Source organism: Hymenobacter ruricola (genome assembly GCF_015694525.1).
Classification (GTDB): domain Bacteria; phylum Bacteroidota; class Bacteroidia; order Cytophagales; family Hymenobacteraceae; genus Hymenobacter; species Hymenobacter ruricola.
In genome coordinates, this window is the sequence record NZ_JADQDM010000015.1 from 78,643 (window position 1) to 102,149 (window position 23,507).

The following is a 23,507-nucleotide window of genomic DNA, read 5'->3' on the forward strand; positions in this document are numbered from 1 at the left end:
GAAGGTCCTTCGCTCCGCTCAGGATGACAGGCAACTAAAATGGTGCGGCTTAAAACCCAAACAAATTGCCCTGCACCGGCTGCGGGATGACGAACGGCGGCGGCACTACGATGCCCGTGAGCACGCGCATCTTCTCCAGAAAATACTGCGCGAAGACCGGCGCGTGGCGCACGTCCTTCTGGTGGATGAAGAAATAGATGTCGTGCACGCCCTGCGCTACCCAGGCAGCCAGCCGCTCGGCCCAGGCGTCGGCGCGCTGGTAGTCGGTGCTGTGCAGGCCGTGGCCGTTGAAGCGGATGAAGGCCACGGGCGTGGTCAGGCGCATGGGCAGCACGTCGCGCCGGCCGGCCACGTCGGTTATCACCAGCGTTTTGTTGAGGGCTTCGAAGGTGGCGAATACGGCATCGGCCAGCACCGGGTCGGCGAACCAGCGCGGGTGGCGCAACTCCACGGCCAGCGGCACCGATTCGGGAAAGTCGAGCAGAAACCGCTCCAGCCGCGGCAGGTGCTCGGGGCCGAAATGCGGCGGCAATTGCAGAAACGCCCAGCCCAGGTTTTCCTCCAAGGCCGAAAAAGCCCGCTCCATGGGCACTACCAGGTCATCGGCCTGAAACAACTCCCGCTCGTGGCTGATGCTGCGCGGCAGCTTAGGGCAGAACTGGAAATTCGGGCCCACGGCTTCGCGCCAGCGCCGCACCGTGCCCGCGTCCGGAATCCGGTAGTGCGTGGTATTCAGCTCAATGCTATTGAACTGCTGCGCATAGTAGTGCAGGTAGTCGGGCTCCTTGATGCCGGCTGGGAAGTAGCTGCCCAGCCATTCCTTGTTGGTCCAGATGGGGCAGCCCACGTGCAGGCGGGCGGGCGCCGGCTGCGTGGGGCGGGCCCGGGCCAGCACGTGGGCGGTTTCGGGGTGGTCGGGCGGCAACCGAAAATCAACGTAGCGCAAGTCGGGCAGACGGCCGAAATCCATGGGGCAAAGGTAGGGCCCAGGACGGGGCAGCGGGGCACTGCTCTTACGAAAAATCCGGGACTTTCGCAACCGGGTTTCGAAGATGCCCGGGCGGCCGATGCCCAAATTTTGTACGCGTCGCATAATCTAATTTTTGCACCTGCGCAATGGATTGGGTCGGTTTCGGCAAAATATAGTTTGAGGCGGCCTCACGGCTACTTTTCGGGCCAACATGAAGATTAATTAAATGCAAGTTTTCGGGGAAAAGGACAATTTTTGACCTAACTCGGTTAGTAGCTGGATTGGAAATTTAGCAATTGCCCGGCGGGTAGGCCTATGTTTGTTTTGCTCACCATCTGCAAAACGCATGATTTTATTTCGTCGCTCTACAGTGCTCGTCCTTTCCAGTTGCTTTTGTTTTCTGCTGACTTTCCTGGGCGCTCCGGCGCACGCCACCACTGCCCGTGGCACCCACAAAGCAGCTTCTTCCGCCCCCAGCGTCGGCACCACGGTGCTGCGCGGCCGGGCCTCCTGGTACGCGAGTAGCTTTCAGGGTCGACGCACCACCAGCGGCGAGCGTTACAACCGTCACAAATACACCTGCGCCCACAAAACCCTGCCTTTCGGCACCCGCCTGCGCGTCACGAACGTGAAAAACGGCAAGTCAGTCGTTGTGCGCGTGTCCGACCGCGGCCCCTTCCGTCACCAGCGCATCCTCGACCTTTCTGAAATTGCCGCCCGTCCGCTGGGCATCACCGAGTGCGGCGCCGCCACCGTGGTGGCCGAAGTGGTGGCCGAAACCACGCCCCTGGGCCCGGCCACCACGCCCGACAACCTGGCCGCCCTCTACGCCGCCGACCCCAACCCCGACGCTGCGTTCACCACCTATATAGTACCCCCCGTTGCTGATTCAGCCGCTTCGGAAGTGAAGCCCGCGCTGCTGGCCGCCGCGTCCGTCAGCAAGGGCCAGGCCATTAGCCCGGCCGAGGCCGTGAACTGCCCGGTGGGCTTCCTTGTCCAGGCCGGCTCGTTTGTGGATGCCGCCAACGCCGCGGCCGTGCAGGCCCGCATCAAGTCCCTGCTGCCCGACGTGAGCGTGAACATTTCGCAAGAACTACTTGATGGCCGCCAGCGCAGCCGCGTGCTCGTGGGCAACTTTGGCGAGAAGCCCGAGGCGGAAGCCGTGCGCCAGCAGCTGCTGGTCTGGGGCATCGGCGGGCTGGTGCGCGAAGTGGCGCTGCGGTGATTTAGTTATTTATTTTTGGTTGTCAGCTGTCAGGCTGGTTTGTCTGATGGCTGTGTTTGGTTACTGGTAAAGCTTCGCGTGAAGGCCAATTGACGGCGTTGTCGTTACTTGGCCTTTGCTTTTGCCCGAAATCCTGACAGCGAACAACGGATAACTAATATGATTAAAGCCCTGTTGGCCCTAGCCACCAGCCTTACCCTCGTGTGGGTGCTGAACACCAAGCACGGCGACTTTCCGCCGCTGGGCAAGCTGCTGAGCCCCTACCGCGGCTTCTGGCAGAACGGCGAGCGGCCCGGCGACTTTCCGGCGCAGCAAACGCTGGCGCTGGCTGGCCTGCAGGCCCCCGTGACGGTGCGCTACGACGACCACCGCGTGCCGCATGTTTTCGCCCAAAACGACCACGACCTGTACTTTGCCCAGGGCTACCTCACGGCCCGCGACCGGCTCTGGCAGATGGATTTCGTGACCCACGTGGCCGCGGGGCGGCTGGCGGAAATCGTGGGCCCGGCCCGGCTGGAAACCGACCGGTTTTTCCGGCGCATGGGCCTGCCCTTCGGCGCGGCCAACTCACTGAAGGTGATGATGGCCGACCCCACCACACGGGTGGTGCTGGATTCGTACTCGGCGGGCGTGAATGCCTATATCGGTCAGCTCACGCCTAGCACATTGCCCTTTGAGTACAAGCTGCTCGACTACCAGCCCGAGCCCTGGGAGCCGTTGAAATGCGCATTGCTGCTCAAGTACATGGCTTGGGATTTGAGTGGGCGCACTGACGACCTGCGCATGAGCAACATCCTGCGCAAATACGGCCCGGCCGTGACCAAGGACCTATTTCCGGACTACCCCACGCGCGAAGACCCCATCGTGCCCGTGGGCGCGCCGCTTGATTTCAAGCCACTGGCCGCGCCGCCGGTGCCCAAATCGTTTGAGGCGGCCTACGCTGCTCAGCAGCTGCGCGACGAGCCCGACCCGGAGCTGGGCTCCAACAATTTTGCGGTGAGCGGCGAGAAGTCGGCCTCCGGCTACCCGCTGCTGGCCAACGACCCACACCTGCAGCTCAACCTGCCCAGCATCTGGTACCAGGTGCAGCTGAGCGCGCCGGGCGTGAACGTGTATGGCGTCACCATTCCGGGGGCGCCCACGGTCATCATCGGCTTCAATGAGCAGGCTGCCTGGGGTGTGACCAACGTGGCGGCCGATGTGCTTGATTTTTATCAGCTGAAGTTCAAGGACAAGACCATGCGTGAGTACTGGCACGACGGGCGCTGGAAACCCGTGCGCCGCGTGGTGGAACACATTAAGGTGCGCGGGCAGCCCGACCGGCTCGACACCGTGCTCTACACCCACCACGGCCCGGTGGTGTACGACAAGCCCGAAAAGCCCTTCCTGAACCAGACGCCCATTGCCCACGCCATGCGCTGGACCGCCCACGACGGCGCCAACGAAGTCCTGACCTTCTACCAGCTGAACCGGGCCCGCTCCTACGCCGACTACACCGCCGCGCTCACGAGCTACGGCTCGCCGGCCCAGAACTTTATATTCGCTGATAATGAGCGCGACATCGCCATTTGGCCGAACGGCCGCTTCCCGCTGAAATGGCGCGACCAGGGCAAGTTCATCCTCGACGGCACCGACCCGGCCTACGACTGGCAGGGCTGGATTCCGCAGGCCCAGAACCCGCACGTGAAAAACCCGGCCCGCGGCTTCGTGAGTTCGGCCAACCAGTTTTCGGCCGGCCCCGACTACCCGTACTACCTCAACTGGAGCTTCGGCAGCTACGAGCGCGGCCACCGCATCAACGAGCGCCTCGCGGCCATGACGCAGGTGACGCCCGACAGCCTGCGCCAGCTTCAGAACGACGTGCTCGACCTCAACGCCCAACTCATGCTGCCGCGCCTGCTGGCGCTGGTGAGCGAGCACGGGACCACTCCCCCCGCCAACTCGCCCGAAGGCCGGGTGCTGGCCGAAATGCGCCGCTGGCGCTACCAGTACACCGCTGATGCCATCGGGCCCAGCGTATTCAACCTGTGGTATAATGACCTGGTGAAGCGCCTCTGGGACGACGAATTTCCCCTTACGCCCGATGGCCCGGCCTTCCGTTATCCGGCCCGCGACCGCACCAACAACCTGATTCTGAATGAGCCAGCGTCGCCGTGGATAGATGACCGACGCACGACCGCCAAGGAGACCCTGCCGCAGCTGGCGCTGCAAAGCCTGCGTTTCGCCACCGACTCGCTCACCCGCAAGTTCGGGCCGCTCTCGCCCAAGTGGCGCTGGGCCAGCCAGAAAAGCACCGACGTCCCGCACCTGCTCCAGCTCCCCGGCTTCGGGCAGATGGACGTGGACTGCGGCGGCGGCGCGGGCATCGTAAACGCTACTTCTGAGCGCAACGGGCCCTCCTGGCGCATGGTGGTGGCGCTGGGGCCGCAGGTGAAAGCCTACGGCGTGTACCCGGGCGGCCAGAGCGGCAACCCCGGCTCGCCATTCTACAACAACATGCTGGAAACCTGGCGCGTGGGCAAATTGGATGAGCTGGTATTTCTGCGCTCGGCCGATGAGGCCAACCCGCGCGTGCCCACGGCCTGGACCTTGCAAGGCTCGGGGGCACATACAACTTCCCGTGTCCACAGCCCCGCGCCAGCATCCGAAGCCGGGACCATCGTGTGCTCGTTTCCGGGGATGCCGCACTTGCCGAGTGGCGGAAACGCTGCCCTGGCCGAAGCCTTGGCGAAGCACCTGGTATATCCGGCGGCCGCTGTGCGAAATAATATTGAAGGCCGGGTTTTTGTGGGTTTCACCGTTGAAGCCAATGGCTCCGTGCGCAATGCCAAGGTCCTCAAAGGCATTGGAAGCGGGTGTGACCAAGCCGCTCTGGCTACCGTTCGGCAACTGCCTCGCTTCGTTCCGGCCCACGAAGGCGGCCGGCCGGTGGCAACAAGCTTCACCGTGCCCATCACCTTTAAACTGGACTAAACTAAACCGGCGCGTCAATAAATTTGCGGCATGGGCGTCTGCTGCATTCTTCCCGGCTCCACCAAAACCGGCCTGACTTCTAAACAGTTGCGGCTGGCTTTGCTTTTGGCAGGCTTTGGCACCGCCGCCCACCCGGCCACGGCCCAGGTCTACGGCCGCTATGGCGTCGATACCACTCAGATATTCAGCTACGTGGAGCAGCTGCCTGCCCTCCCCGGCGGGGGCGGCAACCTGGCCCTGGTAAAGGCCGTGCAAAAGCAGGTGCAACTGCCCGCCGAAGTGCGCGAGGGCCACGTGGAAGGCCGCGTGTTCGTGCGCGTGGTGATTGGCGTGAGCGGCGTGCCCCGGCAGGCCAAAGTCATCCAGTCGCTCAGCCCCGCCTGCGACGCCGCCGCGCTCGCGGCCGTGAAGCGCCTGCCGCGTCTCGTGCCGGGCTTCTACAACGGCCAGTCGGTGGCCACGCTGCTCACCGTGCCGGTGCTGTTTCTCTCGCTCCGGCACGTGTACGCGGCCAACGAGGTGACGCGACCGGCCCAGTTTCCCGGCGGCGAGGCGGCTTTGGAACAATACCTGCAAAAAAACCGCGTGACGCCGCCCGAAGTCACGCAGCGCGACTTGCAAGGCCGCGTGGTGGTGCGCGCCGTGCTCAAAGCCGACGGCCGCGTGGGCGCCTGCGAAGTGGTGAACCCGCTCTGTGCCAGCTGCGACGACGAGGCCCTGCGCCTCGTGCGCGGCCTGCCGCGCTGGCAGCCCGCCCTGGGCTACGACGACCAGCCCGTGGCCATGGCCCAGACGTTCAGCATCTGGTTTCAGCCCGCAGCGCAGTCAGCCGGCATGGCCCCGCCCGTGCCCGAAAACCAAGTGTACAGCCAGGTGGAGCAAATGCCCGAGCTGCCCGACCACCCCGGTCCCGGGGCCCTGCAATCGGTCTTGCAGGAGCTCATCCGCTACCCCGAGCGGGCCGCCAATGGCGAAGGACAGGTCAGCTTCGTGGTGGAGCCCGACGGCCGCGTGACCCGGCCGGTGATGCTCAAGAGCATTTCCGGGCCCGTGGACGACGCGGTGGTGGCGGCCACGCTGCGCCTGCCACGCTTCACGCCGGGCCGGCAGCACGGGCAGGCCGTGGCGGTGCGCCTGGTGGTGCCGGTAGTGGTCGATATCCGATAAGACGCTTCTCGATAAGACACAAAAAAAGCGGCATCTGATTAAGATGCCGCTTTTCTGGGTTCGCTGGCGAACCTATTTCTTGTCCTGGTCTTTGCCGCCGAGCTGGCGCTTGTTGTCGCCTTTGCTCACGTCGCGGGCTTCGCCTTCGTGGTCGTCGCTGCTGGCGCGGTTGATGAGCACCACGGCCACGGCGGCCAGCGCCGCGATGCCGACCACCATTTGGGTGGGCGAGAAGCGCTGGGCGGCTTTGCGCAGCAGCACGCCGCCGTTTTTCAGCAGGTCATCCATGTGCTCGTGGTTGCCCTGGAACACGTGGTAGGCACTCTCAAAGGTCCGGGCGAGGTCTTCGGGCAGAATTTTTTCCAGTTGTTGTTCGATTTGCGCTTCCATAAAGAAGGTGTTGAAGGGGGAGGTGAAAGGAAACAGAGCGCAGGGCTCCGAAAAATCCTCTACGCAAAAGGAACCGGCGGGGCTGCTTTTTCGCCCATTTTCCCACAAAAAAACCGGCAACAGCCCGGCGGCCTACGAAAGGCCCAACCACCGCTATTGCCGGTTATTATCTGATGGTTAGCCTTCTTCCCTATTCAACCACCACAATGCGCGAGCCGGTGCGGCTGGCTTCGCGCACTTGGCAGTAGTAGGCGCCCGGGGCCAGGCCGCTCAGGTCCAGCGGCAGTTGCTGGGCCCCGCGCGGCAGCTCGCGGTCCACGGCGCGGCGCACTTCGCGGCCCAGCGCATCGAGGAGCACCACTTGCACGTGGCCGCCGGCGCTGTCGTAGGCCACGGTGGCGCGGCCGTCGCGCGGCGCAGGGTTCGGGTACACCGTGAAGTCGGCCACTTCGGCCTTGCTGGCGGTGGCCAGCAGGGCGCCGGGCCGCAGCACGGGCACGTAGGGGAAGCTGCGCCCAAAGAGCTGCGTGAGCGTGGCCGGCGTCACCTGGAACCAGTCCTGCAGGATGCTGGTGTAGACGCTGCGGAAATCGAACTGCATGGCCACGTTGTCGTTTACGCCGGCGCTGGCGGGCAGCGTGGGGTTGGGGCCGTGCACCATGGGGTTCACCTTGGAGCCGAACACCAGCAGCGGGGCCGCCGCGCCGTGGTCGGTGCCATTGCCCGAATTGGACTTGATGCGCCGCCCAAACTCCGAGAACGTGAGGCCCACCACCCGGTCTTGCACCGCGTGCCGTCGCAAGTCGTCCTGAAAGGCATTCACGGCTTCGGCAATCTTGCCCAGCAGCGTGGCGTGGGTGCCGGTGGTGGGGCTGCCCGTGGTGGGCACCTGCAGCGTGTGCGTGTCGAAACCACCCAGAGTGCACACGTAAATGCGCGTTTGCAGGCCGCCGGCCACCAGCTGGGCCACTATTTTGAGCTGGTCAGCCAGCGAGTTCTGGCCGGCGGTGGGGTACAGCGGCGAGAGCGTTTGGGCGCGCCCGGCGGCGGCCTGAATGGCCGTGGTGTACACCTGCGTCTGGCTCACCACTTGCCGGATGAACGTCAGCTCGTGCCCGGCGGGCGTGTTGGGGGCCACGTCCACGCCGCCGCTCAGCAGCTGCAGAAACGACGAGGTGCTGGCAATGGCCATGCCCATGTTCACGCTGGGCCCCTGCACGCAGTTGCTCACCACCGAGCCGATGCTGATGGCCAGCGGGTCGGGGTTCTGGGCACTGGGGAAGCCGGTGGGGAAGCCGGGGTACTCGCCGTCGAGGTAGCGGCCGGCCCAGCCCGTGGTCAGCGTCACGTTCGAGTCGGAGCCCGAGGTCCAGATGTCGGTGGCCCGGAAGTGCGAGAAGTTGGGGTTGGGGTAGCCCACGCTTTGCACCACGCCCACCTGCCCGTTCTGGTAGAGGTTGTGCAGCGCCGCCATGGCCGGGTGAATGCCCGTGGCCGTGGTGAGCGGCAGCACCTGGTTCTGGGGCAGGGCAATGTTGGCGCGCGCCGCCATCAGGGCCGGGTACTGGTCCAGCGGGATTATCATGTTCAGGCCGTCATTGCCGCCCTGCAGCTGAATGATGACCAAGACTTTATCCGACTGGGTGGTGGCGTTGGTAAGCGCCGCCAACTGGGGCGAGTAGCCGTAGGCGCCAATGGGCACGCCGGCCAGCAAGGCGGTGCCGGCCGTAGCGGCGGCCGTGGTCTGTAAAAATTCGCGACGCTTCATGGGGTTGAACTGTCATTGCGAGGAGGCACGACGAAGCAATCCGTCCTGTCTACTCCAGACACTTTTAGGAAGTGATGAATTAAAGCCCTTGCCAAAAGGCATTTGTCACAATAGTAGGCGGGTCGCTAAGACCAGGACGGATTGCTTCGTCGTGCCTCCTCTGACAAGCGTTACGACAAATGGTATTCGGCCAGGCCCATCAGGGCGCGCAGCATGGCTTGCAGCTTGGTGGTCACGGCGGCTTTTTTGGCCGTGTTGGTGGGCGCAGCCAGGTACTGCTGCCACTCCACGGTCCACTCAAAATCGGGCAGGCCGGGCAGCAGCGTCGACTTCAGGAAAGCAATCTGATTGGCCGTCAAATCAATGGGCACCATCAGCTGCACAAACTCGGCGATGAGCAGGTTGCAGTCGGCCGCCGTGGCGGCGGGCAGCGACTGGGTGAGTGCCAGCGGGTCAATCACGATTTTGACGCTGTTGCGGGTGTAGCCGTTGCCGATGAACAGGTCCGTAATCTGGTTGCGGCGGGGCAGCGTCACGGCGTTTATCCACAGCTCGTGGTACTGCGGGGTTTGGTAGTAAGCCGCCCAGCCGGCCACGTTGGGCGGGTCGCCGAGGGTTTGCTGCTGCAGGGCCACCACGCCGTTGAGGTAGTTCCACATGCCGTACTGGGCCACCACGCTGCTGGCCGCCGTCGGAAACACCATCTGCATTTGCCGGCACAAGCCCACCGTGAAATCGAGCGGGCTTTTGATGAGGCAGCCCATATTCAGCACGTCGAAGAAATGCTCGGAGCCGAGCAGGGCGCGCAGCACCGGCGTCACCTCGAAGTTGTTCTGAATGAGCAGCGTGGCCAGGGGCTGAATGACGTCGGTTTCTACTTGCGCATCAATCACATAGTACACAAACCAGCGGTAAAGCTTGCGCACCAGAAACCGCGCCGTCTCGGCCTGCTGAAAAATCAGGTTGACCAGGTCGAGGTACTCGCTGGCGCCGTTGGGCGCGATGCGGGCATTGCCAAAACACGAGGAGAACACCTTGGTGGTGCCATCGTGCCGGCTGGCGGTGAAGTAGCTGCCCACCGGCACCGTGGCCTGGTCGCGCCAGCCCGTGAGCACCTTGGCGGCGGCTTGCACGTCGGCTTCGGTGTAGTTGGTGTAGTTGCCGGGCGCAATCAGCGGGCCCTTGCCCACCGTGAAGAGTTCCAGCAGCTCACGGCCGTAGTTCTCGTTCGGGGCGCCGCCGGTGCTTTGGTTGCCGTTGAGGTAGCGCAGCATGGCCGGCGTAATGGTCACGTCCCGGGCCAGTTGCCGCACGTTGCCGAGGGCGTGCTGGCGCAGCAGCCGGCAATATTCGTAGCCCATGCGCGCGTCGTTGATGTCGCCCAGTTCCACCACGAAGTGGTTGTGCCAGAACAGCGTCATCTTCTCGGCCAGCGAGGTGCCCTGGCCCAGCAGCTGCCCCATCCACCAGTCGCGCAGCGAGTTGCGCCGCACGCCTTCAAAATTCTGGTCGAACACCTGCGTCGTCCACGTCTGGCCAATGGCCACGCTCGTGTCGGTGGTCGATACGTTCACGGGCGGAGCCGGGGCGGCGGGCGGGGCCAGCAGGCCGTTGAGCACCGCCGTCAGGTTGGAACCGGCGGCAGTCAGTATTTCCGGGCGGGTGGGCCCAAACAGGCTGCGGCGCAGCAGGTGCGCGGCCTGTTTGTAGCCCCACGGGCCGGTGTAGGGCGCCAGTGTGCTCGTGGCCCGCGACAGGCCCGTGGGCAGCGCTTTGTTGGCGTAGCGGCTCACCTTCTCCGGCGGGTCCTGCGCGGCGGTGGCAGCGGGCCTTGCTACGGCCTGCGCCCCAGCGGCCGGAGCATTCAGAACGGCGGCATTTCGTTGGAGGAAAAGTCTACGATTCATAAGCAGGCACGTAAAAATGAAGCCGGAAGCAACAATAAAAAGGCGTTTTCAGCTCAGGAGCTTTCGCTTAGGAGCCAACGGCTTAGCATTGACTCAAGAGCTGGCGGCGGGTTTAACTACAATATGCACTTTTCTTGATGCAACGGCAATCGCACCCATCCCAATGGCGCTAATTGCCCGGCGAACGGACAAAAAAAGCGCCCGGCCGTCGGGGCCGGGCGCTTTGCCTCGCTGCGTCGCAGCTTCTCGGGTTATTCGGCAGTCACGGCGGCTACCAGGGCTTCGTCGGCGGCTTTGGCGGCGCGCACGCGGCCGGCGGCGTAGAAATTGCGGTGGTAGTAGGGCTGGTTCAGCGAGCTCACCATCACGCCGCCGTTGGTGGCCGAGTGAGCAAACTTGCCGTCTTTCAGGTAGATGCCCACGTGGTAAATCGGGCCCTTGCCCCGCCGGAAAAACACCAGGTCGCCGGTTTCCATCTCGCTCTTGGCCACCCGCTTGGTGGTGCTGAACATGGCGCGCGAGGAGTGAATGAGGTTGATGCCGTACACCTCGCGAAACACGCGCGTCACGAAGCCCGAGCAGTCGGTGCCGCGGCGCGAGTTACTGCCATACGAGTACGGGGCCCCAATCCAGTCGGTCACGGTCCGGAGCAGGTCCTTGTTCTCGTTGAAGGCCAGGTGCAGGCCCAGGGTCTGCGCGTAGTAGTGGTAGGCCAGCGAGTCGCGCGAGGCGGCCAGTTCGGCGGCCGTGGGCGCCACGGGCTTTTCTACGGGTGTATTGGCGGGCGTGCCGGCGGGGTTGGCAGGGGCCATTTTGGTGGCGGGCTCATTCGTCAGGGCCGGAAGCAGCGATGCTTCGGCTACGGCCGGTGCCGCGGTGGCACGAGCCGTGGCCGAAGCATCGGGAGCACGTTCGAAGAAGAAAGAGAGGGCCAGGGAGCCAGCGGCGAGGCAATACAGAATCGTATGTTTCATTGTCCGTCGTTAGGGGGTGGGGAGCACAAATCCGGGTTCCTGCAAAGGCGCGGGAAGAGCCGGGCTAGTAGATTTCTTAGGCGATAGGCGGAGCCGTGTGGGGCCGGGTGATGAAAGGTAAAAAAGCAGTCGGACCGGGAAAATTATATTCCCTTTGGAATAGGTCGTTGGGTAAAGCTAACCTAAACTTTTCGTAAGCTCCACACTTCTGCTGAATAAAATTCAAATTTTCTTTATTAAATTAAAATTATTAGCCGAATAATGTTTTTTAGGCTTGCAACCGTACCCTGCACTTCGTCGTAATAGCGCGGCTTCACTATTCCCCTATCTTACTTTATGCAAACTCCCCGCACCTGGACCGGCTCTCCCCTTGCCCGCATTGCCCGCATGGTGCTGCGCGCCCCGCGCGTGGCCATGGTCATCGGCCAGACAGTGCACCTGAGCGGCACCACCCGCGCCGAGTTTCTGGCCGATGCCGAATGGGTGGCCCACGAAGCCGTGCACCTGCGCCAATACCGGGAGCACGGCCTGCTGCCTTTCCTGTGGAAATACCTCGTCGAGTCGGCCCGCGTGGGCTACTACCACAACAAATATGAAGTGGAAGCCCGCGAGGAGGCCCGCCGCGTGGTGCTGGCCGACCCCAGCCACGTGCTCCGGCCGCTGCCCCGGCACGCCACCCAGCCGTAGCCCAAACTTCGGTTTTTCACGCAAAAAGCTTTTTCTGAGTGCGTTGGCGTGGCGCAAAAGATTGAGTAGTAACGCAACTTATCCGGGGCGACTTACGAATAAATGCCCCCGTAGCCAGTCGGCTACTGTTCGCTTTGTCTTTCCCATTTCCACCTCCACTTTTCCTTCCTTTCGCCATGGATAACCAACAAAACCAACCGGGCTCGCCGATGGCCGGCGATGACGTTCGCAACCAGAATGCCGGCAACCCCACCGGCAGCACCGGCCTCGGCAACGACGCCACCGTGTCGGGCAGCGGCCGCAAAGCGGCTTCGGGCCGTAGCACCAGCAGCGCCCAAGATGCCTCGGCTACCCCCGACGCTTTGGCCCAAACCTCAGCCAACGCCGGCGCCGACCGCCAGGGCGAAGGCCAGCAGACCAACGCCCAGGGCGGCACGCTGCTGGACACGGCCATGGAAAGCGGCAAAAAATGGATTGAAGACTCCGGCGTGATGGACACCGTGAACCAACTGCCGCAGGGCGTGAAAGACTGGGGCACGCGGGCTCTTTCGCGCGTGAACGAACTCAGCACCACGCAAAAAGTGGTGGGCGGCGCCATTCTGGCGGCCGGCCTGGGCTGGTTGGCCCTGCGTAAGGGCGGCAAGTCGTCGTCGGACAGCAGTTCGCGCTCCGACTACGGCCGCCAGAGCAGCGGCAGCTACGGCCGCCGCAGCTACGGCTACCAGGCTCCGGATGCCTCTACGAGCCGCCGTTCGGCTTCGGGCGCCAGCAGCCGCCAAGACAGCGGCTCGCCCTACGGCAACAGCGGCAGCCGCTACGGCGGCAGCGGTTCCAGCTACGGCAACGCCAGCGGCTCGAACTACGGCAGCGGTAGCGGTAGCTACAGCAGCGGCAGCAGCTACAACAGCGGCGCGGCCAGCGCCGACCGCGGCCAGAGCTCCAGCAGCAGCGGCGGCATTCTGGGCGGCAGCAGCCGTTCCGACAGCGGCTCGTCTTCGGCCTCGGGCAGCGGCGACACGGGCGCCCGCACTTCCGAGAACAGCTACCGCCACAACGACGACTTCCGCAGCATCGAATAGACTGCCTGCATCAGGTCAACAAAAAAGCCCCGCTTCGATGTGAAGCGGGGCTTTTTTGTTGACCTGATGCAGGCGGTAATGGCAAGTATGCTAATTAATCATTAACCGCTTACTACTAGCTGTTACTTAGATGTTCATGGCCGACTCGCGGCGGCGCATCTTGCCGGCGGGAATGCCGAACATCATCTTGAAGCGGCGGCAGAAATAGGCGGTGTCTTTGTAGCCCACTTCCTTGCCAATGTCGCGGATGCTTTTCTTGGTGGTGCGCAGCAGGAACACGGCGCGCTCCATGCGCTGGTACTCGATGTAATCCTGCGGGTTGATGTTGGTCAGCATCTTGAAATACTGGCCCACGTAGTCCTCGCTCACGTTGGCCACGCCGCTCAGCACCTTGTTCGAGAGGTCGCCGCCCAGGTTTTCCTTGATGTAGTTGAACAGGTCAATCAGGCGCGGGTCTTTGAAGTAGGTGCTGTTGGTGGCCAGCTGCTCCACAAACATGTTGTTGCGCAGCACGTAGCGCACCACTTCCACCACAATGTTTTCGGTGTAGATGTTGATGAGGCGCTCGCGGCCGGGCAGGTCCTGAATGCTCTCTTCCACCACTTTAATCACGAGATTGGCCAGCTTGGGCTGCCCCGAGATGAGGAAAGCCGGCACGTCGAGCGAGGCGAAGAAGTTCACCGAGTCGAACACCTTGGCCTCGAAGCTCACGAAGCTGTGGCTTTCGTCGGCTTCGCCAATGAGGTCGAGGTTGTCGTTGGAGTGAAAGAACTTGTCCTTGTTGGTGATGAGGTCGTCGTTGGTGATGACCCGGTTTTTGAGGTCTTCGCCGTAGCTCACACGGGTGGGCCGGCCGCCGGGGATGAACAGCATCTCGCCCTCCTCTACCACCATCTCCTCTTCGCCAAAGGTGAGGCGGCCTTTGTGCAAAAGGATGAGGTTATTGCCGACGTCATAAGAGTTGCGAACCGTGAAGGGCTGGTGCAATACCAGGTTCTTCGCTTTGATGTAGCGGACGCCCAACGATTCGATGACTTTATTGTAATCTTCCATAATTCAAGGTGCCAATGCGGCCTTTTAGAGGTACGGTTCACACGGATGCGTACAAATCGCAGTGCAAGATAACACCTTGAAATTCACAAAAACTAAAAACCCAGCCAAAAAGTGGCTGGGTTTTGTGCAATGAATCTGAATTTTAGGCAATTCGCGGTCTACTTGAGAATATCCCGCGAAATCACAATTTTCTGAATTTCCGAAGTACCCTCGTAAATCTGGGTAATCTTGGCGTCGCGCATGAAGCGCTCGACGTGGTATTCCTTCACAAAGCCGTAGCCGCCGTGAATCTGGACGGCCTCCACGGCCGCGTCCATCGCCACCTTCGAAGCGAAGAGTTTGGCCATGGCGCCCGACTTGCCGTAGTCGTGGCCGGCGTCTTTGTCGGCGGCGGCTTGCAGGCAGAGCAGGCGGGCGGCGTCCACGTTGGTGGCCATGTCGGCGAGCTTGAACTGAATGGCCTGGTGCTTGGCGATTTCCACGCCAAAGGCCTTGCGCTCCTTGGCGTACTTCAGGCTGAGCTCCAGCGAGCCGGAAGCAATGCCCAGGGCCTGCGAGGCGATGCCAATGCGGCCGCCGGCCAGCACCTGCATGGCGAACTTAAAGCCGAAGCCGTCGTCGCCGATGCGGTTTTCCTTGGGCACTTTCACGTCGGTGAACATCAGCGAGCAGGTGTCGGAGCCGCGGATGCCGAGCTTGTTCTCTTTGGGGCCCTGCACGAAGCCGGGCGTGTCCTTGTCGACAATCAGCACGTTGATGCCGCGCGACTTCAGCTCGGGGTTGGTTTGGGCAATGACGAGGTAGACCGAGGCCGTGGTGCCGTTGGTAATCCAGTTTTTGGTGCCGTTCAGCAGGTAGTGGTCGCCTTTGTCTTCGGCGGTGGTGCGCTGGCTGGTGGCGTCGGAGCCGGCTTCGGGCTCGGAGAGGGCGAAGGCGCCGATGATTTCGCCGGAGCACAGGCGCGGCAGGTATTTCTGCTTCTGCTCTTCGGTGCCGTATTTCTCCAGGCCCCAGCACACCAGCGAGTTGTTCACGCTCATGATGACCGAGCACGAGGCGTCGACCTTCGAAATTTCTTCCATGGCCAGCACGTAGCTCACGGTATCGAGGCCGGAGCCGCCGTACTCGGGGCTCACCATCATGCCCATGAAGCCCAGCTCGCCCATCTTCTTGATTTGCTCGGCGGGAAACTTCTGGTGCTCGTCGCGCTCGATGACGCCGGCCCACAGCTCGCTCTGGGCAAAGTCGCGGGCGGCGTCGCGCACGGCGAGCTGTTCTTCGGAGAGTTGGTAAATGTTCGGGGAGGTGGCGGTTTGCATGGGGGCGGTGGGAATGTTGATTTTAATAACACAAAAGTACGCCTTGACGCGCCGTTGGCAAGGTGAACCGTGGGCGCGCGGTGGCAGGCATAACAGCTTGAAAGGCCTGAATGATTCAGCGTGTTTTTCTGGCCAAGGGCCCAGGCTCTGCCCCCCGACGCGGGCTTGGGCCAGTTGGAGCGTTGCCGGCTTTGGCAGTGCGGAGTATTCTTCCGATATAGCGCTACCATTTCACATTAACCCTTACCAAAGATGAAGTTACGTCTACTACCCCCCGGCGGCTACGGCCGCATTTCTCCCAGGGCCGTGCTGCTGGCCGGCTTCTGCTGGCTGCTGGCCTTTGCCAGCCTGCCCGCCGCCGGGCAAGCCCGCCCCCAGGCCGCCAACAAGCCGCTGGCCCCGAGCAGCAACATGAGTTTCCACAACCTGATTCTGTGCCAGGACGGCTCATTGAAAGGCTGGGGCTACAACACGTACGGCCAGTTGGGCAATAACCCCGGCTACGTGGCGACCCCGGTATCCATTCCGCTACCGTTTCAGGCCGGCATCGTGCGCGTGGCCGTTACTTACAACTCCAGCTTTGCCATCCTGACCGATGGCACCTTGTGGGCCTGGGGCGACAACAGCACGGGACAACTGGGCATTAACAGCAGCGTGGCCTCGACGACCACGCCCACCCAGGTGCCGGGCCTGACCAACGTGGTGGCGGTGGCGGGCGGCTTCTACCACACCCTTGCGCTGTGTGCCGACGGCACGGTCTGGAGCTGGGGCCAGCGGCAAGACGGCGCGCTGGGCACCGGTAGCGGTGGCCCCGCCATTGTGTACGCACCGCAGCAGGTAACGGCCCTGGCCAACATCCGGTCCATCGCCAGCGGCGACCAGTTCTCCATGGCCCTGGACGCCAGCGGCCACGCGTGGACGTGGGGGGTGGACGACTCGGGTGAACTGGGCATGGGCTTTCCCGCCAACATGCCCACCCGCGTGTGGACGCCGGTGCAACTCCCGCTCAGCAACGTGCGGCAAATTGAGGGCTGCAACGTGCGGGCCGGGGCCGTCCTCGCCAACGGCACGGTGTACAACTGGGGCAAGAACGACTTTGGTCAGCTGGGACTGGGCCACACCAACTACGTCAACGTGCCGACCCAGGTGGGGCCGGGCGTGCTCACCAACATTGTGTCGGTGGCGTTGAACAACGTGAGCACCTGCGCCGTGCAGGCCAATGGCGTGACGTACGTGTGGGGCAGCAACGACCACGGCAGCCTGGGCATCAGCTCGCCGGCCTACGCCGCCACGCCGGTGCCTGGCCCGGTGTTCGCACCCAACACGCAGATTACGGGGCAGTCGTACCAGTTCACCAGCATCGAGCCGAACGGCACGGTGAAACTTTGGGGCAACGGACCGCTGGGCTACACGCCCGTGAACACCAGCCTGTACGGCGGCTCCTACACCCCCACCACCCCGGGCAACCTGTGCCCGGCGGTGCCCCAGGTGGCGTCGTTCCCTTCGTGTGGCCCGGAGCGCGCGTATTTCCAGCGTAGCGGGGCCACGTACGTAGCCGCCGCGCACGGCAACACCACCTCCCCGGCCGAAATTGGCACGTTTGGCACCACCACGGTCATCGACGCCAGCCAGCCGCCCTACAACGGCAAGGTCACCTTCGACGGCGTGTACCACGTGCGGGGCAACGTGCAGTTCGTCAACGGCACGTTTGTGCTGCTCATGAACACCCAGTTTTACGTGGACGGCACCAGTGGGCAATTGGGCAACGCCCCCTTTTACAACTCCACCGCGGTGGACGTGCAGAAAGCCACGCTGCGGCTGTACGGCGCCACGCTGCAAGCCAACTGCCCCGACATGTGGGGCGGCATAGTCCTCACGGGCGACGCCAAAATCTATACCGAGGCCGTGGTGAGCGGCAAGCGCACTTACCGCAGCGTCATCCGCGACGCCACGACCGGCGTGTACAGCTACACGCCCGACTGGACCATTTCCAACACCAACGAATATTACCTGACGCAAACCGATTTCATCAACAACACCACGGGCCTCTACGACCTGGCCAAGGGCACGGCCCAACCGGGCGAGGGCGTGCGGAACTGCTCGTTCCAGGACGGCCAGTTCGGCATTCAGTTTGAGTCGGTGGACTACGCCCCCACCAAAGTATTCGGCGGCAACTACGACGCCGCGTCTTTCGACGCCAACAGCTTCAAGAACCTGCAGTACGGCATGCTGGGGCAGGCCGGGCAGCTGCACATCATCAACAGTTCGTTCGCGGACAACTACTTCGCGGGGATTTATATGTACGCCACCGCGCCTACGGGGGGCGAAATCTACCACAACAACGTGGTGGTGCCGGCGGTGTGGCCGGCGGCACTGCTGGCGCAGCTGCCGGCAAGCTACCCGGCCCAGGCCACTGGCATTATTTCTTATTCTTCCGGCGGCGACGTGGAAATTACGGCCAACACCGTGCAGGGCGCCAACCGCACGCCGGCCACCAACCCCGTGAAGCAGTTTGGCATGTCGGTGAGCGGCAACGTCCAGGTGTACGACGGCAACGTGCTGCGCTCCCTCGCCGAGGGCCTGACCGTTTCCACGAACGACAATTACAGCAACGTCTATCATTACATCGTGGGCAATACCTTCACCGACAACGTGGTGGGCCTGCGCCTCACGGGCTACCACCTCAGCGGCTACCCCACCTTCCCGGTGCAAACCACCTTGCGCTGCAACACCTTCAGCACCACCCAGAGCGGCGGAATCGGGGTGTGGGTGACGGCGGGCGCCCCGTCTTCGGCTTCAATAGGCAGCTCCACGGTGCCCAACGGCAACCGGTTTGACGGCATTGCCGACACCAAACGGTTTGTGTACGACGCCAGCGGGCCCAGCGGGGGCGGCTCCTTCGTGTATTACCGCTACAATTCCGCGCAAGAGGAGTTGGGCAGCGTGAGCTTCACCAACCCAGGCAACGCCATCTTTAAATCCGACGGCACCCTCTCGCCGGTGGCTTCGGCCACGAACACCAACATCTCGGGAAGCGGCGCCTGCGGCTCCTCGCCGGCCACGCCGGGCGTGTACCTGCGGCCGGTGAGCGAGAACCAGCCCGCGGGCGAGCAATCCGTAGCCACCGCCTCCGAAACGCGCCTGAGCACGCCCTACCCCAACCCGGCCAACGAAACGGCGGCCTTCGCCTACGCCTTGCCCTCCACCAGCCCGGCGGGCCGCGTGGTGCTGCGCGACGTGGTGGGCCACGTTGTGGGTGCTGCCGAAGTGGCCGGCGCAACGGGCGAGGTGCGGCTGCCGGTGCGCAGTTTGCCCGATGGTTTCTACACCGCTGCGCTTGAAGTGAACGGCCGGGTGGTGGCCTCCCAGAAGCTCACCGTGGCGCACTAGGCACCTTCAGCGTCCTTCATCTTCCACTGCCTGCCAGGTGCCGCAAGCTCCCGTTCGGACGCTTACTATGGCCCGGAAGGTTATACTTGGGCCAGCCACTGTCGTGGCTGGCCCATTTTTTTTAAGCTGATGATTCCTCTTCTCAGCCGGTTTGCGCTGGCCCTGCTTTTCGTGGCAGCTGGCGTCTGGCATTTCGTGCATCCGGCCACTTACCTAGCCATCATGCCGCCCCAGCTGCCACAGCCCCGGGCGTTGGTGTACGTGAGCGGTGTTTTTGAAATCCTGGGCGGCGCGGGGCTCCTGTTGGCTTCCACCCGAAAAATAGCGGGCTGGGGCCTGCTGGCGCTGCTGGTGGCGGTGTTTCCGGCCAACGTGTACATGGCCCTGATTCACGAGCAACTGGGCATTCCGGGCTGGGTGGCCTGGGGCCGACTGCCGCTGCAGTTGCCCCTGCTGTGGTGGGTGTGGCGGATTGCGCTTGGGAGGAATAAGGGATAAGAAAGAGGATATAAGAGAAAGGACTTGCCTTCACCTAGTGCCTTATCCCTTCCCTTCTTCCCAATCCCTTATTTCCTCTACTCCCAGCGCACGTCCAGCAGGCGGAGCTGCACGGCGCGCTGGCCGCGGTATTCGTTCAACTCCACCGTGTAGCAGGCACTGAAGGGCTGGCCTTCCTCAATCTGCGGCAGGTAGTCGGCCAGGCCGAAGCCAATGGCGTCCACGGCCGGGCCTTGCGCATCGGCCGAGGCCAGCCGCAGCTTGAGGTGGCCCTGGCCCACCACGCGGGCGCTGTGGGGCACGGCTATCAGGCGCTGTGAGGCAAACACCGGGTTGGGGTTGCCGGGCCCGAAGGGTTCCATGCGGCGCAGCTCGGCGAAGAATTCCTCGTTGATGCGGCCAATGGGCAGCACGGCGGCCACTTCCACGGGGCGCACGAGGTGCTCGGTGGTGAGGGTGCCGGCCACCACTTCCTCGAAGCGCCGCTGGAAGGCGGGCACGTTTTCCACCTTCAGGGTGAGGCCGGCGGCGGCGCGGTGCCCGCCAAACTGGTCGAGCAGCGGCGCGCAGGCTTCCAGGGCCTCGTGCACGTCGAACCCCGCCACGGAGCGGGCCGAGCCGGTGGCTTTGCCGTCACGTTGGGTGAGGATGACGGTGGGACGGTAGTACTGGTCGAGGCAGCGCGAGGCCACGATGCCGAGTACGCCCTGGTGCCAGTCGGCCTTGTAGAGCACGGTGGCGTGGGCGTTTTGCAGCGTGGGGCTGCCCGCAATCATGTCGAGGGCCTCCTGGGTGGTGTGCTGGTCGGAGCCGCGGCGCTGCTGGTTCATCTGGTCCACCACTTCGGCGGTGTAGCGGGCCTCCTGCTGGTCGGGGGCCAAGAGCATGGCCACGGCGCGGCGGGCGTCGCCCATGCGCCCGGCGGCGTTGATGCGCGGCGCAAAGCCAAATATCAGGCTGCTGATGCCCAGCGGACCTTCGCGCAGGGTGGCCAGCTCGCGCAGGGCGGCCAGGCCGGGCCGCAGCAAGTGGGCATCTTCGTTGAAGCGGCGCAGGCCGTGGGCGGCCAGAATGCGGTTTTCGCCGGTGATGGGCACGATGTCGGCGGCAATGCTCACGGTCACCAAATCGAGCAGGTCGTGCAGCGGCTCCTGCGGCAGCCCCAGGTGCTCGCCGAAAGCCTGCATCAGCTTAAAGCCCACGCCGCAGCCGGAAAGCTCCTTGTAGGGGTACTCGCAATCCGCGCGCTTGGGGTCGAGCACGGCCACGGCGGCCGGCAGCTCCTCGCCGGGCAAGTGGTGGTCGCAGATAATGAAATCGACGCCCTGGCCGGTGGCGTAGGCCACCTGCTCCACGGCCTTGATGCCGCAGTCGAGCGCCACGATGAGGGCAAACCCGTTGTCAGCGGCAAAATCGACGGCTTTTTGCGAGATGCCGTAGCCTTCGGTGTAGCGGTCGGGGATGTAGTCGCGCAGCCGCTCCGCGCCGAACAGGGGCGTGAGGTAGCTCATCACCGTGGCCACGGAGGTGATGCCGTCCACGTCGTAATCGCCGAGCACGAGCACCTTCTGGCCCTCGTGGTAGGCGCGGGTGAGGCGGGCCACGGCGCGGTCCATGTCGCGCATCAGCAGCGGGTTGGGCAGCTGGCGCAAATCCGGGTGGAAAAAGGCGGCCGCAGCGGCGGGCGTGTCGATGCCGCGCTGCACCAGCAGGGCGGCTATCTCCGGGGCAATGAAGAGGGCCTGCGTCAGGCGGAGGGCCGCCGACGGGTTGGTTTCGGGGATATAATTCCAGCGCTTACTCGCGGATATGGGCATCGGATACTTCGTCAAAATGGTTGCAAAAGTACGACCAAACCCGGCCCCGCGCCGGCCGCCGTACCTTCGGTGCAGGGCCCCTCCTACTGCCGCAGACCATGAGTAAGCTACGGGATTTTTATCGCCAATACCGCCAATACATTGGCACCGACGCGCTGATGTACGGCACCTTCATCCTGGTGCTGGCGCTGATGTTCGTGATTTTTAGGTAGCACTTTGCCTATACCCCGAAGCTTTGCTTCGGCCAGGCGTCATCGTTTCAGTGAACCAAAGCATAGCTTCGGGGCACACCGTTCTTACACCCCGTCGCCGCGCAGCTTGCGGAAGCGCTTGCGGGCCTCGGCCACGTAAATGCTACCGGGGTATTTGACTATTACCTGGTTGTAGAGCTCCTGCGCTTTCACCTTGTCCTTGAGGTCCTCTTCCTGAATGCGGGCCATCAGAAACAGGGCGTCGTCGCTCAACACGTCGTACTTCACGTTGTTGGTAATGCGCTCCAGCGTGGCGATGGCGCCCGGGAAGTCGCCGGTGCGGCGCTGCAGCTGGGCTTTGAGGTAATAGGTGTCGTCGGACAGCGAGTGGCCGGGAAACTTCTCCAGCAGCGCGTCCAGCCCCCGGATGGCTTCCGGAAGCTTGTTCTGGAACACCAGCTGCTCCACGGCGGCGTAGGCCTTCAAACCGAGGCCCAGCGTGTCCTCCACGGTGTTGTCCTGAATCAGCAGCGAGAGCTGCATGGCGTCGTTGGCAATCTCGCGGGTGGTGGCTTCCTTGAGGATATCCAGGTGGCTTTGAGCCAGCTTGAAATCGCCGGCGTAGTAGCTCAGGCGGGCGTTGCGCAGTTTGGCTTCGTAGCCCAGCGGCGAGTCTTTGTGCGACTTTTCCACCTGCGAGTACAGCAGCGTGGCCTCCCAGGGCTCGCCTTTCAGAATATACAAGTCGCCTTGTGTGATTTTGGCCTCGTCCACCACGTCGTCGCTGGCCCGCGGCATGTCGATGACTTCCTGCAAAAGCGTCATGGCCTTGGGCCGGTCGTTGAGCTGAAAGGCGTACAGGTTGGCCAGGTTGCGCAGCACGGGCGCCGTGTCGGGCGTGCGGCCCAGCTCGGTCAGCAGCTGCTCGTATTCTGCAACCAGGGCGCGCACTTTGGCCAGGTCAACGGGGTAGGTGGTGCTCACCTGGGCTTCGCGGGCCTGGAGCAGGCGCTGGCGGGCAAAATTGCCGTACGGGCCGTTGCGGTACTCTTTGGCCACGTAGGCGTAGCCGTCGATGGCGCTTTCGTAGTCCTTGTTCAACTGGGCAATGGAGGCCAGCTCCATCACGCGGCGGCCTTCGCCCTTGCCGCGGCGGTCGAGGGCCCGGGCCTGCACCAGCGCGCCGCTGAAGTCCTTGCGCTGCACCTGCAGCCAGAGCAGCAGCTCGCTGTAGGCCGACTGGTCGGGGTGCTCCTGGGTGGCGGTCAGCAAGAGCTTTTCCAGCGCGTCGAAGTCTTTTTCTTCGCGCAGGGCGTTTTGCAGCATATTGCGCACGAAGGGCAACTGCTTTTCGTCCTGCGCCACGAGGTGCAAGGTTTCGGCCAGCACCTGGGGCTGGTTCTGGGTTTGGGTGTAGAGCTGGATGAGTTGCGGCGCGTACCCGGTGTCGTTTTTGGCGAGGGTGCGGCCGCGCAGGTAGGTGCGCTCGGTCCACTCCGGCAGCTCGCGGCGGCCAAACTCGGTGGCCACCGGCACCACCTGCGCGGTGCTAAGCTGGGCTACCACTTTCTGCCACTGCTTGTCGGCTGTGGCCTTATCGCCCGCGGCGGCGTACACGCCCCCCAGCGCTACGCCGTAGGTGGCGTCTTCGGGGTGCAGCTTAACGGCTTTTTTGGCCACTTTTTCGGCGTCCTTATAGCGTTTTAAGGCTTGCAGCGAAGTCAGGTACACCGGGAACACGTCCGGACTCGACTGCTCTTCGGCCGACAGCTTCTCGAACAGAAACACCACTTTCTCGTGCTCGCCTCGCCGGGCATAGTCCTGGGCCAGCGCGGAGCCGCTCATGGGCGCCCATTTGGTGGGCTGGGCCGACGCCGGCAGCGCCAGCAGCAGCGAAGCAGCAATAACAAGGGAATACGAACGCATAAATCTCAGTACGAAGGAATCAGCAACCGGCGGCCCGGCTCTGAACGCAAACGCCGGGCTCCGGCGCGTTCGTTCAATGCAAGGGCCGCGGCTTGGGGCAGCGCGGCACAGCTCGGTTTCGGCAATGACGCCCAAAAACGAAAAAGGGCCGCACCCGAAGGTACGGCCCTTTT

16 protein-coding genes are annotated in these 23,507 nt (G+C 63.5%); 7 read left to right on the forward strand and 9 right to left on the reverse strand.

Annotated features, from left to right (window positions below; genetic code table 11):
• Nucleotides 1-49 precede the first annotated feature (49 nt).
• The gene (locus I2H31_RS20510) at nucleotides 50-970 is read right to left on the reverse strand and encodes a DUF72 domain-containing protein (RefSeq protein WP_196294924.1); all 921 of its coding nucleotides are present in this window, start codon (nucleotides 968-970) and stop codon (nucleotides 50-52) included.
• Nucleotides 971-1,316: 346 nt separating this feature from the next.
• On the opposite strand from I2H31_RS20510, the gene I2H31_RS20515 reads away from it, so the two are divergent.
• The 3 genes from I2H31_RS20515 (at nucleotide 1,317) to I2H31_RS20525 (ending at nucleotide 6,335) form a co-directional block, all read left to right on the forward strand.
• Nucleotides 1,317-2,195, forward strand: a complete 879-nt coding sequence (locus I2H31_RS20515) for a septal ring lytic transglycosylase RlpA family protein (RefSeq protein WP_196294925.1) — start codon at nucleotides 1,317-1,319, stop codon at nucleotides 2,193-2,195.
• Between the two features lie 159 nt (nucleotides 2,196-2,354).
• A complete protein-coding gene (locus I2H31_RS20520; RefSeq protein ID WP_196294926.1) occupies nucleotides 2,355-5,168 on the forward strand; it encodes a TonB family protein in 2,814 nt (937 codons plus the stop codon).
• Nucleotides 5,169-5,198: 30 nt separating this feature from the next.
• Nucleotides 5,199-6,335, forward strand: a complete 1,137-nt coding sequence (locus I2H31_RS20525; protein ID WP_196294927.1) for a TonB family protein — start codon at nucleotides 5,199-5,201, stop codon at nucleotides 6,333-6,335.
• A 72-nt stretch (nucleotides 6,336-6,407) separates the two neighbouring features.
• Here the strand turns inward: I2H31_RS20525 and I2H31_RS20530 are convergent, their stop codons facing one another.
• The 4 genes from I2H31_RS20530 to I2H31_RS20545 form a co-directional block, all read right to left on the reverse strand.
• Nucleotides 6,408-6,725 (reverse strand): hypothetical protein, encoded by a 318-nt coding sequence (locus I2H31_RS20530; RefSeq protein WP_196294928.1) that lies wholly within the window; start codon nucleotides 6,723-6,725, stop codon nucleotides 6,408-6,410.
• A 190-nt stretch (nucleotides 6,726-6,915) separates the two neighbouring features.
• Nucleotides 6,916-8,493 carry a DUF1501 domain-containing protein gene (locus tag I2H31_RS20535; RefSeq protein ID WP_196294929.1) on the reverse strand — a complete coding sequence of 526 codons (1,578 nt, stop codon included), beginning with the start codon at nucleotides 8,491-8,493 and terminating at the stop codon, nucleotides 6,916-6,918.
• A 170-nt stretch (nucleotides 8,494-8,663) separates the two neighbouring features.
• Entirely contained in the window at nucleotides 8,664-10,400 is a 1,737-nt protein-coding gene (locus I2H31_RS20540) for a DUF1800 domain-containing protein (RefSeq protein ID WP_196294930.1), read from the reverse strand.
• Nucleotides 10,401-10,651: 251 nt separating this feature from the next.
• On the reverse strand, nucleotides 10,652-11,374 hold the full coding sequence (locus tag I2H31_RS20545) for a C40 family peptidase (RefSeq protein ID WP_196294931.1): 723 nt from the start codon (nucleotides 11,372-11,374) through the stop codon (nucleotides 10,652-10,654).
• Between the two features lie 336 nt (nucleotides 11,375-11,710).
• On the opposite strand from I2H31_RS20545, the gene I2H31_RS20550 reads away from it, so the two are divergent.
• Together I2H31_RS20550 and I2H31_RS20555 are read left to right on the forward strand one after the other, a co-directional pair.
• Entirely contained in the window at nucleotides 11,711-12,061 is a 351-nt protein-coding gene (locus I2H31_RS20550; RefSeq protein ID WP_196294932.1) for a DUF4157 domain-containing protein, read from the forward strand.
• A 176-nt stretch (nucleotides 12,062-12,237) separates the two neighbouring features.
• Entirely contained in the window at nucleotides 12,238-13,140 is a 903-nt protein-coding gene (locus I2H31_RS20555) for a hypothetical protein (protein ID WP_196294933.1), read from the forward strand.
• 126 nt (nucleotides 13,141-13,266) lie between these two features.
• On the opposite strand, the gene I2H31_RS20560 is transcribed toward I2H31_RS20555, so the two are convergent.
• Together I2H31_RS20560 and I2H31_RS20565 are read right to left on the reverse strand one after the other, a co-directional pair.
• Nucleotides 13,267-14,193 (reverse strand): helix-turn-helix domain-containing protein, encoded by a 927-nt coding sequence (locus I2H31_RS20560; protein WP_196294934.1) that lies wholly within the window; start codon nucleotides 14,191-14,193, stop codon nucleotides 13,267-13,269.
• Nucleotides 14,194-14,351: 158 nt separating this feature from the next.
• Nucleotides 14,352-15,512 (reverse strand): acyl-CoA dehydrogenase, encoded by a 1,161-nt coding sequence (locus tag I2H31_RS20565; RefSeq protein WP_196294935.1) that lies wholly within the window; start codon nucleotides 15,510-15,512, stop codon nucleotides 14,352-14,354.
• A 252-nt stretch (nucleotides 15,513-15,764) separates the two neighbouring features.
• On the opposite strand from I2H31_RS20565, the gene I2H31_RS20570 reads away from it, so the two are divergent.
• Nucleotides 15,765-18,902 carry an RCC1 domain-containing protein gene (locus I2H31_RS20570; RefSeq protein WP_196294936.1) on the forward strand — a complete coding sequence of 1,046 codons (3,138 nt, stop codon included), beginning with the start codon at nucleotides 15,765-15,767 and terminating at the stop codon, nucleotides 18,900-18,902.
• Between the two features lie 129 nt (nucleotides 18,903-19,031).
• Nucleotides 19,032-19,400 (forward strand): DoxX family protein, encoded by a 369-nt coding sequence (locus tag I2H31_RS20575; RefSeq protein ID WP_196294937.1) that lies wholly within the window; start codon nucleotides 19,032-19,034, stop codon nucleotides 19,398-19,400.
• Between the two features lie 77 nt (nucleotides 19,401-19,477).
• Here I2H31_RS20575 and recJ read toward each other — a convergent pair whose 3' ends face one another.
• On the reverse strand, nucleotides 19,478-21,217 hold the full coding sequence (gene recJ / locus I2H31_RS20580; protein WP_196294938.1) for a single-stranded-DNA-specific exonuclease RecJ: 1,740 nt from the start codon (nucleotides 21,215-21,217) through the stop codon (nucleotides 19,478-19,480).
• A gap of 296 nt (nucleotides 21,218-21,513) precedes the next feature.
• Entirely contained in the window at nucleotides 21,514-23,334 is a 1,821-nt protein-coding gene (locus I2H31_RS20585; protein ID WP_196294939.1) for a tetratricopeptide repeat protein, read from the reverse strand.
• Nucleotides 23,335-23,507: the final 173 nt, after the last annotated feature.

Excerpts from the sequence above, each read along its gene's own strand:
- I2H31_RS20510 (WP_196294924.1), bottom strand. The coding sequence starts at position 970 with ATGGATTTCGGCCGTCTGCCCGACTTGCGCTACGTTGATTTTCGGTTG.
- I2H31_RS20515 (WP_196294925.1), top strand. The coding sequence starts at position 1,317 with ATGATTTTATTTCGTCGCTCTACAGTGCTCGTCCTTTCCAGTTGCTTT.
- I2H31_RS20520 (WP_196294926.1), top strand. The coding sequence starts at position 2,355 with ATGATTAAAGCCCTGTTGGCCCTAGCCACCAGCCTTACCCTCGTGTGG.
- I2H31_RS20525 (WP_196294927.1), top strand. The coding sequence starts at position 5,199 with ATGGGCGTCTGCTGCATTCTTCCCGGCTCCACCAAAACCGGCCTGACT.
- I2H31_RS20530 (WP_196294928.1), bottom strand. The coding sequence starts at position 6,725 with ATGGAAGCGCAAATCGAACAACAACTGGAAAAAATTCTGCCCGAAGAC.
- I2H31_RS20535 (WP_196294929.1), bottom strand. The coding sequence starts at position 8,493 with ATGAAGCGTCGCGAATTTTTACAGACCACGGCCGCCGCTACGGCCGGC.
- I2H31_RS20540 (WP_196294930.1), bottom strand. The coding sequence starts at position 10,400 with ATGAATCGTAGACTTTTCCTCCAACGAAATGCCGCCGTTCTGAATGCT.
- I2H31_RS20545 (WP_196294931.1), bottom strand. The coding sequence starts at position 11,374 with ATGAAACATACGATTCTGTATTGCCTCGCCGCTGGCTCCCTGGCCCTC.
- I2H31_RS20550 (WP_196294932.1), top strand. The coding sequence starts at position 11,711 with ATGCAAACTCCCCGCACCTGGACCGGCTCTCCCCTTGCCCGCATTGCC.
- I2H31_RS20555 (WP_196294933.1), top strand. The coding sequence starts at position 12,238 with ATGGATAACCAACAAAACCAACCGGGCTCGCCGATGGCCGGCGATGAC.
- I2H31_RS20560 (WP_196294934.1), bottom strand. The coding sequence starts at position 14,193 with ATGGAAGATTACAATAAAGTCATCGAATCGTTGGGCGTCCGCTACATC.
- I2H31_RS20565 (WP_196294935.1), bottom strand. The coding sequence starts at position 15,512 with ATGCAAACCGCCACCTCCCCGAACATTTACCAACTCTCCGAAGAACAG.
- I2H31_RS20570 (WP_196294936.1), top strand. The coding sequence starts at position 15,765 with ATGAAGTTACGTCTACTACCCCCCGGCGGCTACGGCCGCATTTCTCCC.
- I2H31_RS20575 (WP_196294937.1), top strand. The coding sequence starts at position 19,032 with ATGATTCCTCTTCTCAGCCGGTTTGCGCTGGCCCTGCTTTTCGTGGCA.
- recJ (WP_196294938.1), bottom strand. The coding sequence starts at position 21,217 with ATGCCCATATCCGCGAGTAAGCGCTGGAATTATATCCCCGAAACCAAC.
- I2H31_RS20585 (WP_196294939.1), bottom strand. The coding sequence starts at position 23,334 with ATGCGTTCGTATTCCCTTGTTATTGCTGCTTCGCTGCTGCTGGCGCTG.